This is a genomic window from Meridianimarinicoccus zhengii (genome assembly GCF_003254465.1).
GTDB classification, from domain to species: domain Bacteria; phylum Pseudomonadota; class Alphaproteobacteria; order Rhodobacterales; family Rhodobacteraceae; genus Meridianimarinicoccus; species Meridianimarinicoccus zhengii.
In genome coordinates, this window is the sequence record NZ_QDFI01000023.1 from 43737 (window position 1) to 54139 (window position 10403).

9 protein-coding genes are annotated in these 10403 nt (G+C 69.0%); 3 read left to right on the forward strand and 6 right to left on the reverse strand.

The window, feature by feature from the left end:
• Positions 1 to 2100, forward strand: a complete 2100-nt coding sequence (locus tag DDE13_RS09580; RefSeq protein ID WP_111403818.1) for a 3'-5' exonuclease — start codon at positions 1 to 3, stop codon at positions 2098 to 2100.
• Here the strand turns inward: DDE13_RS09580 and DDE13_RS09585 are convergent.
• Genes DDE13_RS09585 through DDE13_RS09605 form a run of 5 tightly spaced genes read right to left on the reverse strand, consistent with a single transcriptional unit; the run spans position 2097 to position 7547 of the window.
• Entirely contained in the window at positions 2097 to 3176 is a 1080-nt protein-coding gene (locus DDE13_RS09585; RefSeq protein WP_111403820.1) for a branched-chain amino acid ABC transporter permease, read from the reverse strand. The two genes, DDE13_RS09580 and DDE13_RS09585, sit on opposite strands and share 4 nt — an antisense overlap.
• Positions 3173 to 4297 carry a branched-chain amino acid ABC transporter permease gene (locus DDE13_RS09590; RefSeq protein ID WP_394340295.1) on the reverse strand — a complete coding sequence of 375 codons (1125 nt, stop codon included), beginning with the start codon at positions 4295 to 4297 and terminating at the stop codon, positions 3173 to 3175. Before DDE13_RS09590 ends, DDE13_RS09585 begins: the two co-directional genes overlap by 4 nt.
• 5 nt (positions 4298 to 4302) lie before the next feature.
• A complete protein-coding gene (locus tag DDE13_RS23800) occupies positions 4303 to 5592 on the reverse strand; it encodes an ABC transporter ATP-binding protein (RefSeq protein WP_394340294.1) in 1290 nt (429 codons plus the stop codon).
• Between the two features lie 2 nt (positions 5593 to 5594).
• The gene (locus DDE13_RS09600; protein ID WP_111403822.1) at positions 5595 to 6347 is read right to left on the reverse strand and encodes an ABC transporter ATP-binding protein; all 753 of its coding nucleotides are present in this window, start codon (positions 6345 to 6347) and stop codon (positions 5595 to 5597) included.
• 21 nt (positions 6348 to 6368) lie between these two features.
• Positions 6369 to 7547, reverse strand: a complete 1179-nt coding sequence (locus DDE13_RS09605; RefSeq protein WP_111403824.1) for a substrate-binding domain-containing protein — start codon at positions 7545 to 7547, stop codon at positions 6369 to 6371.
• Positions 7548 to 7709: 162 nt separating this feature from the next.
• Here DDE13_RS09605 and DDE13_RS09610 point away from each other — a divergent pair, with 162 nt between their 5' ends.
• Positions 7710 to 9002 carry an O-acetylhomoserine aminocarboxypropyltransferase/cysteine synthase family protein gene (locus tag DDE13_RS09610; protein ID WP_111403826.1) on the forward strand — a complete coding sequence of 431 codons (1293 nt, stop codon included), beginning with the start codon at positions 7710 to 7712 and terminating at the stop codon, positions 9000 to 9002.
• Between the two features lie 59 nt (positions 9003 to 9061).
• On the opposite strand, the gene DDE13_RS09615 is transcribed toward DDE13_RS09610, so the two are convergent.
• Positions 9062 to 9766, reverse strand: coding sequence for an SIMPL domain-containing protein (locus DDE13_RS09615; RefSeq protein WP_162630928.1), 705 nt, complete (start codon positions 9764 to 9766; stop codon positions 9062 to 9064).
• 120 nt (positions 9767 to 9886) lie between these two features.
• On the opposite strand from DDE13_RS09615, the gene DDE13_RS09620 reads away from it, so the two are divergent.
• Positions 9887 to 10403 (forward strand): hypothetical protein (locus DDE13_RS09620; protein ID WP_222626065.1); only part of this gene is annotated, 517 nt, incomplete at its 3' end.

The following is a 10403-nucleotide window of genomic DNA, read 5'->3' on the forward strand; positions in this document are numbered from 1 at the left end:
ATGCTGACGCGCCTGTCCCTGCGCCTGCGCATTTTCCTTTTCTTCGCAGCAATGGCGGCGGGGGCGGTCGTCACCATCGGCGGCAGCCTCTGGTTCGGCCTGTCACGCGCCGGGGGCGATGCGATATCGGCGGTCATGACGGGCGGCATCCTGTCCGTCTTCGTCGTGGTGGGGATGATCCTCGCCGTCTGGCGGCTTTTCGACGAAAACGTGGGCCGCGCGGTCGAAAGACTGTCATCCGAGCTGCGCGCCCGCACCCATGGCGGGGTCGCCCGCGATATCGACACCGCGCCGGCACGTTATCTCGGCGATCTGGCCCCCGCGGCAGGCGCCGCGATCGAGACCCTGGCGGCGACGCGCAGCAAACTGGAATTGAGCGTGGCCGAACAGACCCGGCGGCTGGAGGAACAGACCGCCCAGCTCAGCGCGCTGCTGTCCGACATCCAGGCGGGGCTGATCCTGTGTTCGCCGGCGCATCGCGTGGTCTTCTACAACGGCCCGGCGGTCGCGTTGCTGCGCGACACGGGGCGGCCGCGGCTCAACCGGTCGATTTTCGACCTGCTGCGCGAGGGGCCCGTGCAGCGCACCTATCACCGGCTTCTCGACAATGACGAACTGGACGATGCCGAATTGCTGGTCTCCACGACCGGCTGCGGGCGGGTCATCGCGGCGCATATGCGGCTTGTCCGCGGCGCGCTGGGACTTGGCGATGTGCCGGGCTACGTGCTGACGCTGCGGGACGTGTCGGCGGATCTGCGGCTCCATGCCGAACGCGAACGCTTGCTGACCGAGACGCTGGAGGCCCTGCGCGGCCCGGCGGCCAACCTGCGCGCCCTTCTGGACATGGCCGACGACGAAGTCGCGGCCGACCGGTCCGTGGCGCGCGACATGCGCCGCGCAGCGCTGGAACTGACCGATATCGTTCACGAGACGGCCGCACGCCACGACGCGCGCGAGGATACGTGGTGGCCGATGCAGGACGTGCGCGCCTCGCACCTGATCGACGCGCTGCGTGGCCAGCTTGGGCCCGACGGCCCGACCATCGCGGCGCCGACTGTCTTCCTGCGCCTGCGCTGCGACGCTTTCGCGCTGGTCAACCTGCTGGCCGAGATCATCGACCGCATCGTGGCCGAAGGGCTGGCGCAGGCGTTCACCATCGATGTGACCGATGACGATCCCGGCGCGCTCATTGTCATCGGATGGGATGGAGAGCCGGTCGGGTTGGATACGCTTCGGGCGCTGCTCGACGACCCCGTGCCTGACAGCCCGCTGGCCGTGACGGGGCGCGAGATCCTCGATTTCCACAATACCGATATCTGGCCAGAACGGCGCGCGGACGGGCGCGCGGCGCTCGTTCTGCCCCTGCGGGAGGCGGAGCGAACCCAGCCCGTCAACCTGGTCGCCGACCGTATCGCCGAGCGCCCGACCGTCTTCGACTTCGACCTGCTCAACCGGGTGCCCGACGACACCAAGATCGGGCGCGGCCTGCGCGAGCTGACCTATGTCGTGTTCGACACCGAAACCACCGGGCTCGACCCGCGCGGCGGGGACGAGATCGTGCAACTGGCCGCGGTACGGGTCATGAACGGCCGCCGGGTGCAGGGCGAGGAACTGGACCTTTTCGTCAATCCGGGCCGGCCGATCCCCGCCGCATCGACCGCCGTGCATGGCGTGACCGACGCGATGGTCGCCGACGCACCGGCCATCGATGCCGTGGGCGCGAAGTTCTTCCGCTATTGCGAGCATGCTGTGCTGGTAGCGCATAACGCACCCTTCGACATGGCGTTCTTCCACAAGCACGCCGGGCGGATCGGCGCGCGGTTCGAACACCCGGTCTTCGACACGGTTCTGCTGTCTGCGATCCTGTTCGGGCAGGGCGAGACGCATACGCTCGATGCGCTGGCGGACCGGTTCGGCGTGGTGATCCCCGAGGCCGAGCGCCACACCGCCATGGGCGACACCAAGGCCACGGCGGACGTGTTCCAGCGCATGGTCCCGATGCTCGAGGCGCGCGGGATCGACACGTTCGACAAGGTGCTGGACGCGATGCGGAAGAATTCGCGCCTGATGCGTGAAATGCAGGCGCGTGTCGGCGACTAGGCCCGCCGACCGCGCAACCGGCCCACTACACCCGCCGGAAAGAAATACACGCTGAGAACGAACAGCACGCCCAGCCACAGAAGCCAGCGGTCCGGGTTCAGCAACTCGGGCAGCACGGGCAGGTCGGCAATGGCGGGCGGCAGGGACTCCAGGAGGTTGGGGCCCATCAACTCGCGCAGATAGGTCTGTGCCAGCACCAGCAGCACCGCGCCGATCACCGCGCCGTAAAGCGTGCCCATGCCGCCGATCACCACCATCAGCAGGATGTCGATCATCAGATCGAAGCTCAGCGTCACGTCCGGGCCCACATAGCGCAGCCAGATCGCGTAAAGCGCCCCGGCGAACGACGCGATCACCGCCGAGATCACGGTGATCCCGATGCGATAGCGCAGCACGGAATAGCCCACGGCCTCTGCCCTGTGGTCGTTTTCGCGGATCGCCTGCAATACGCGCCCGAACGGCGACGCGACCAGCCGCAGCATCACGAGAAACAGGGCCAGCGCGCAGCCGAAGACGAGGTAGTAATTGGCGATCTTACCGCTGATGCGCAGACCGTCGAACGCGATGGGCCCAACCGCGAAGGCCGGGATCGTGCCATAGGTCTCGGCGGCGGTCAGGGCACGTGGAATGCGATAGGTCAGCCCGTCCTCGCCCCCCGTCAGAGTCGATAGCTGCGACACCAGCACCGCCACGGCCGAGGCCACGGCGAGCGTGATCATGGCAAAGAAGATCGCCCGCACCCGCAACGAGAAAAGTCCGATCACCAGCGCCAGCACGGCGGCGGCGGCGGCCCCGGCGGCGGTGCCCGCCAGCAGCGCCTCCGGCCCGCGGCCCATGTGCAGGCTGGCCAGCGCGACGCCGTAGGCCCCCATACCGAAGAACATCGTGTGCGCGAAGCTGACGATGCCCGCGTAGCCCAGCAGCAGATCGAAACTGGCCGCGAGCACGATCATCACGCAAAGCCGTGCCGCGGTGTCGAGCGCGCGGCTGCCTTCGAACAGCACCGGCGCGAAAGCCAGCGCCACGAGCACGGCAAGCAGGATCAGCCGCAACAGGACCGGCCCCGCCCGCGTCATGACATCCGGCCCGACTGCCGCGCCAGCATCCCCGCGGGCCGCCACAGTAGCACCAGCACCAGCACCGCGATGGTGGACACGAGCGCCAACTTGGGTTCCACGAAGGCGGTGTAGTTCTGCGTAAGCCCGATCATCAGCGCCGCGAGAAAGCAGCCCGTGACCGACCCCAGCCCGCCGATGATGACGGTGATGAACACGAGCACCATAAGGTCCGCGCCCATCTGCGCCGTCACGACCTCCTGGTACAGGGCCCAAAGCACGCCTCCGAGACCGGCAAGCGCCGACCCGGCGATGAACACGGCAACGCAGACACCGCGCAGGCGGTATCCCAGTGCCTGCACCATCTCGCCGTCCTGCACGCCCGCGCGCACGATCAGCCCGATTCGCGTATAGCGCAGCACGAGGGCCAGCAACGCGAAGACGGTCAGCCCCGCCGCCACTGCCAGCAATCGGTAGGTTTCAAGCGCCGCGCCGTGAAACACGATGGCGCCCTTCAACGCGGCGGGCCGGTCGATATAGATCTCTGCCGGCCCCCAGATGACGTGGATCAATTGCTCCGCGATGATAAGCCCGCCGACGGTCACGAGGATTTGCTTCAGGTGCGATCCGCCCGCCGGGCGAACGATCACCCGCTCGAAGAGCGCCCCCGCCGTGCCGGCCACCGCCATCGCAACCAGTGCCGCAAGACCGATGGCCGCGAGGTTAAGCGCCAGATCGGTCGATGCCGTCCAGCCCCCAAACCGGGCCAGCACGCTGACGGCGACGAAGGCGCCGAGCGACACGAACGCGCCATGCCCGAAATTGATCACGTCCATCAGCCCGAACACCAGTGTCAGCCCGGATGCCATCAGGAAGATCATCATACCCATGGCCAGCCCCGCCAGCGTCAGCGTGATCCACGAGGGCGCAATGGCGGGCAACGCGGCGGCGGCACGGTCCGCCCACAGGTCCGGCGTTCGTAAGAGCGCGGCAAGCGTCTCCTCCGGACCCGGCATCGCCTGCACGACCATCGCCAGCCCGCCAAGGGCCGCGATCAACGGCACCAGCAGCCATGGCATGGCGGCACCGATGCGCGCGCCAATGCCGGGCCGGTGCGGGTCGGCCACTCCGTCGGTCGTCATATTCGTCACGCCGCGTCCCCGAGATCGAGCCCCATGAGCCGCGCCTGAAGCGCCGGATCGTCGGCGAGCGCCGCCATCGTGCCGGACCAGGCCACCCGACCGCCGTCGATCACGGCGCAGGCATCGCCAAGCGCGCGCGCCACGGCGAAATTCTGCTCGACCATCAGGATCGTGGCCCCCTGGAGTTTCAGGTCGCGCAGGGCGGATACCACGGTCTCGACGATGACGGGGGCCAGCCCCTTGGTCGGCTCGTCAATAAGGTAGAGCCTGCGCCGTTCCACCAGCGCACGCGCCAGCGCGAGCATCTGCTTCTGGCCACCCGACAGGTTGCCCGCCGGGGACCGCCAGAAGGTCGCGAGCGGCGGGAAAAGCCCCGTGAGCCAGTCCAGCCGGTCGCCCGACACGGGCCCCGTTCGGGCACCGAGCGCGATGTTCTCGGCCACGGTCAGGTCGCCGAAGATGGACATCGATTCCGGCACATATCCGATGCCGGCCCGCGCGATACGGTGCGTGGCCCAGCGGTCGATCCTTTCGCCCGCAAGGACGATCTCGCCGGCACGGGCGCGCCACAGCCCCATGACCGTGCGCAGGGTCGTGGTCTTGCCCGCGCCGTTCCGCCCGAGAAGCATGGTCACGGCACCGCGGGGCACATCCAGCGTCACGTCCTCCAGAATGCGGTAGCGCCCGATATCCGTCGCCACCCCTTTCAGCGCAAGCAGCGCCGCGGCAGTCGCCGGGGACACGGGCGGAGCCGGCGCAACGGGCGCAGCGGGCACGAGGATACCGGGGGCGTCACCCAGTTCCACGGCGGTGCCGCGCGTGTCGGCCCGATCCCCCGAAGGCTCCGGCGCCGGTTCTGGCAGGTGGAAATCCGGCGTCAGCAGCAGGGGCGACCTGTCCGGCGGAGCCATGCCCCGCGCCTCCGCCCGCGTGTGGCCGGGTTCGGGCGCCGCCGGGGGGTGATGCCGGACCTGTCTTTCGGTCGCGGGCGGGTCCGACCTGTCCGACTCTTCGGCCGACGGGGCGACACGAGGCACGGCGTCCGGGGGCGTCGCGTCCATGTCACCGGGACCCTCCGCGGCATCCCCGTGCGGGCCGGTCGGCGCGGACGTTGGGACAGGGTCACCCGCGATTTCAGGGGGCACGGCGCGCCGTTCCTGGGCGGCGTCGGCTGGCGGCGCAGTGTCGGCTTCGGCACGGGCACGGGCGCGCGCGGCCTCCATGGCCGCCGCAAGCCGATCGACCCGCAGCCGCAACCCCCCAGTGCCGCCTCCGTTGCCGTCCTCGTCAGCCATGCTCAGCCATCGGCCAGTTCCTGCCCCATATACGCCGCCTGCACGGCGGCAGACTCCATGACCATGGCGGGTGTCCCGTCCGCCACGCAGCGCCCGTCCTGAAGCACGACGACCCGATCCGCAAGCGCGCGGATCACATCGAGCTTGTGCTCCACCAGCAACACGCAACGGTTGCGGTCCCGGCGCAACCCGTCGATCAGATCCAGGACGCCCGGTGCCTCGTCCGCGGACATACCCGCCGTCGGTTCATCGAACATGAACACGCGCGGCTCCAGCGCCATCAGCACCGCGATGTCCAGCTTGCGCTGGTTGCAATGGGACAGTTCCGACGCCAGCCTGTGCTGCTGCGGCGCCAGGCGCACCTGGCCGAGCACGCTGTCCGCCGCCGCAAGCACCTTGCGGTCGGCATCGGCCCGGCGCAGCATCCGGCCGCCCTTGCGCTGGCGCGCCTGCACCGCAAGCCGGACATTTTCCCGCACCGTGAGATTGGGAAAGAGACTGGTCTGCTGAAAGCCGCGCCCGATGCCCCGCCGCGCCCGTGCGGCGACCGAAAGCCGCGTGATGTCCTCGCCCAGAAGCTCGATCCGGCCCGCGCTCGCCCGGACCTGCCCGGAGATCAGGTTGAACAGCGTCGTCTTGCCCGCCCCGTTCGGTCCGACGATGGCCGTCACCTCGCCCTGCCGGAAATGGCAGCTCACGCCATCGACGGCCCGGTGGCCGCCGAAGCGCACGGCCAGATCAAGTGTTCTCAGCATCCCCGCGCCTCCACCGCGCGGTCAGTCCCGCACCGGAACGGACAGGTCGTCGATGCCCAGTTCCCGGACCAGTTCGGGGATGGCCCAGTCGACGCCGTCCTCCACACGGATGCGGAAATGATACATGGATTGCAGCGCCTGGTGGTCCTCCGGACGGAACCGCATGGTGCCCTTCGGGGTCTCCCATTCCATGCCTTCCATCGCGCCGATCAGGTCTTCGGTTTCGGTCGAACCCGCGCGCTCCAGCGCCGCCACCACGGCCAGACCCGCCGCCATGCCGCCCGCGGTGAAGAAATCCGGCGGCGTGCCGAAGCGGTCCATGTGCTGTTCGACCAGCCAGTCGTTCACCGGGTTGTCGGGGATGTCGTGGTAGTAATAGGTGGCCCCCTCCATCCCCGGAAAATCCTTGTAGGCGGCAAGCGCCGCGAGGATGTTGCCGCCTGTGGCGATCTCGATTCCGAAACGGGACGGGTCCATCGCACCGATCTTGCCCATCGGGTTCCCCGCCCCTGCCCAGATCAGGAACAGCCGCTTTTCGCCATCGAGATCCTTCATCGCGTTGAAGATCCGCTCGGCCGCGGCGGTGAAATCGGTGGTGTCCGTGGGCACGTATTCCTCGTGCACCAGTTCGGCGCCCGTGTCCGCAAGCGCTTCCCGGAACGCCGCGACACCGTCCCGCCCGAAGGCGTAATCCTGCGCGAGCGTGGCGACCTTCACCCCCGGCGCGCCGATGGCAACGGCGTTGGCGATGGCGTCCTGGCTCGAATTGCGGCCCGTGCGGAAGATATAGCGGTTGCGGTTCGCACCCGTGATGGAGTCCGCCACGGCCGGCTCCACGATCAGGATGCGTTCGTATTCTTCCGCCACCGGCAGCATCGCCAGCGCGACCCCGGAACTGACAGGCCCGACCGCCAGAACCGCGCCGTCATCGGCATAGGCTTCCTCCAGAAGCGCGCGGCCTTGCGCAGGGTCAAGCTGCGTGTCCTTCTCGATCACGACGATGGGTTCGCCCAGAACCTCCATCGTGCCGCCGGTGGCGTATTCCAGCCCCATCATCAGCCCTGTATGGGACTGCGCGGCATACGCCTCCAGCGGGCCGGTCTTGCCATAGACATGGGCGATGCGGATCTCGGCGGCGAGCGGACCGGCCGCGACAAGCGCGGCAAGGGTCACGGTGGCAATGCGTCGGGTGAGTGTCATCGGGGCCTCCGGTTCGGCGGTTGCGTGGCCGAACGGCCCGCGGTCCCGGCAGGTTAGGCAGGGACCGGACCACGTTCAACCGCGCATTGCGGCTTGCGCTCGGCGGTCCGTTCGGCAAGTCCTAGGCACCGGACTGAGATATCCATAAGGGGGGAAAGACCCATGACAGACGCAGCCAGCTACGGCTTCGACACGCTTCAGGTGCATGCGGGCGCGCGGCCCGATCCGGCCACCGGCGCACGCCAGACACCGATCTACCAGACCACGGCCTATGTATTCCGCGACGCCGAACACGCCGCGGCGCTGTTCAACCTGCAAGAGGTCGGGTTCATCTATTCGCGCCTGACCAACCCCACCGTGGCCGTCCTGCAGGAACGGCTCGCGACGCTCGAAGGCGGCGTCGGCGCGGTCTGCTGCTCGTCCGGGCATGCAGCACAGATCCTCGCGCTGTTCCCGCTGATGGCGCCGGGGCGGAACATCGTCGTGTCCACCCGGCTCTACGGCGGAACCGTGACCCAGTTCAGCCAGAGCATCCGGCGCTTCGGCTGGTCCGCGCGCTTCGTGGATTTCGACGATCTCGACGCGGTCAAGGGGGCCATCGACGATGACACTCGCGCCGTGTTCTGCGAGGCGATCGCCAATCCGGGCGGCTACATCACCGATCTCGACGCCATCGCGAAGATCGCAGATGACGCCGATCTGCCCATGATCGTGGACAACACCTCGGGCACGCCGTACCTGTGCAAACCCATCGATCACGGCGCCACGCTGGTCGTGCACTCGACCACCAAGTACCTGACCGGCAACGGCACGGTGACCGGCGGCGCCATCATCGATTCGGGCAAGTTCGACTGGTCCGCGTCGGGCAAGTTCCCGTCGCTGTCGGACCCGGAACCCGCCTATCACGGGCTGAAGTTCCACGAAACCTTCGGGCCGCTCGCCTTCACGTTCCATGGCATCGCCATCGGGTTGCGCGATCTCGGCATGACGATGAACCCGCAGGCGGCGCATTACACGCTGATGGGAATCGAAACGCTGTCGCTGCGGATGCAGCGCCACGTGGAGAACGCGGTGAAGATCGCGGCGTGGCTCGAACAGGATTCGCGGGTGGAGTATGTCACCTATGCGGGCCTGCCTTCGTCGCCCTATCACGACCGGGTGGCGCGGATCTGCCCCAAGGGTGCGGGAGGTCTGTTCACCTTCGCCGTGAAAGGCGGCTATGATGCCTGCGTCAAGCTGGTCGACGCGGTGGAGATTTTCAGCCACGTGGCGAACCTTGGCGATACGCGGTCGCTGATCATCCACTCGGCATCGACCACGCACCGGCAGCTGACGGCCGAACAGCAGCGCGCCGCGGGTGCGGCGCCCGAGGTCGTGCGCCTGTCCATCGGGATCGAGGACGCGGACGACCTGATCGCCGATCTCGACCAGGCGCTGGACAAGGCCACGGCCTGATATCCGGCGATCCAGGGACAGAGGGGCGGCGAACGCTGCCCCTTTTGTTTGCGCGACGGTCAGTCCCCGATGGCGAAGCGCATGATCACCTCGGCGCTCAGCCGCAGGCTGCCCGGCGCGATGGGCACACCCGCCTCGGCGGCCATCATCCGCCCCATGGGCGCCGGCCCGCCACCGGGCGCGTCGCGGATCTCCAGCACCGGGCCAAGCGTCACCCCCGCCGCGGTCGCATAGACGCGGGCGCGATCCATCGCGTCTTGCACGGCTTCCGCCCGCAGACCGGCCAGAACGCTCTCGGGGTCGGACAGCCCGAACCCTATGCCGTCGATCCGGTTGGCGCCCGCCCGCACCGCCGCATCGAGAAGTGCGCCCAGCGTATCGAGATCGCCCAGCGTCACCGACACGAGCGTCTCGGCCTCGAACCCGGTGATGCGCGGCGCGCGGCCGGGCTCGGGGGGTGCGTTCGGGTCACGCACAGCCCGCAGGTCCAGCGAGCCGGTGCCGACGTCGCCGTCGGGAATACCCGCCGACTCCAGTGTCTCGAACAGCGCGGCCGCACTGCGGCGCATCCGGTCGACGGCATCCGCCGCCGTGCGCCCCTCCGCCAGCACGCCAAGATGCAGCTTCGCCCGGTCGGGCGGCAGCATAGCCTCCGCCTGTCCGGTGACGGTGATCCCGGGCAGCGCCGCGTCCGCGGACTGGCCATGGGCAACGGGCGCGCAGAGCATGAGCGCGGCAAGGAGAACGGACAGAAGACGGCGCATGGCGGACCCTCGAACATGGCGCGGCATGACCGCGTTTGCGGCTGTGCTGCGGGAAAAACTCTGATAGACTGAACGCTAAAGAGCAGAGAACACGATCGCGGCCAAGAGCCGGGCAGGCACATGACTGAATTTCACGCGCTCGACCTTTCGGGGGACCGCGCCGCGCTGCACCGCTGGGACGGGCGTGGCTGGCATCCGGTGGCATCCGCGCCGGGCGCCGAAGGGCACAGCGCCCGCGCAATCGCGGATCTGCTCGCCCCGGTGGCGGGCAAGTCTGTTGCCGTGGCCCTGCCGCCCGATCGTGTCGCGGTACGGGATGTCGATACGGCCTCGGACGCCGTCATCCCGCCCGATACCTGCGTCGACTGGGTGGCGCGCGACGGCGGCGGATGGCGCAGGCTCACCCTCCCGCGCGCGGCGCTGCACGAGATCGAGACGTTTCTGCGCGCGCTCGGCGTCACGCCCGCCGGCTGCATGGCCGAAACCGGGGACGGGCTCCCCCCCGCATGGTTCGGCACCACCGACAGCCCGGCCCCGGAAGGCCGCTCGCTGGACCGGCCCGCCTGCCTCGGCCCCGCCAGCCCCGCACCCGAGACCCGTATCGCGGCGGCGCGGCGGCGGGCCGAGGTCGCGGCGC

What these genes read in the sequence shown, in the direction of transcription:
- DDE13_RS09580 (WP_111403818.1), top strand. Translation starts at nt 1, where the DNA reads ATGCTGACGCGCCTGTCCCTGCGCCTGCGCATTTTCCTTTTCTTCGCA.
- DDE13_RS09585 (WP_111403820.1), bottom strand. Translation starts at nt 3,176, where the DNA reads ATGACGCGGGCGGGGCCGGTCCTGTTGCGGCTGATCCTGCTTGCCGTG.
- DDE13_RS09590 (WP_394340295.1), bottom strand. Translation starts at nt 4,297, where the DNA reads ATGACGACCGACGGAGTGGCCGACCCGCACCGGCCCGGCATTGGCGCG.
- DDE13_RS23800 (WP_394340294.1), bottom strand. Translation starts at nt 5,592, where the DNA reads ATGGCTGACGAGGACGGCAACGGAGGCGGCACTGGGGGGTTGCGGCTG.
- DDE13_RS09600 (WP_111403822.1), bottom strand. Translation starts at nt 6,347, where the DNA reads ATGCTGAGAACACTTGATCTGGCCGTGCGCTTCGGCGGCCACCGGGCC.
- DDE13_RS09605 (WP_111403824.1), bottom strand. Translation starts at nt 7,547, where the DNA reads ATGACACTCACCCGACGCATTGCCACCGTGACCCTTGCCGCGCTTGTC.
- DDE13_RS09610 (WP_111403826.1), top strand. Translation starts at nt 7,710, where the DNA reads ATGACAGACGCAGCCAGCTACGGCTTCGACACGCTTCAGGTGCATGCG.
- DDE13_RS09615 (WP_162630928.1), bottom strand. Translation starts at nt 9,766, where the DNA reads ATGCGCCGTCTTCTGTCCGTTCTCCTTGCCGCGCTCATGCTCTGCGCG.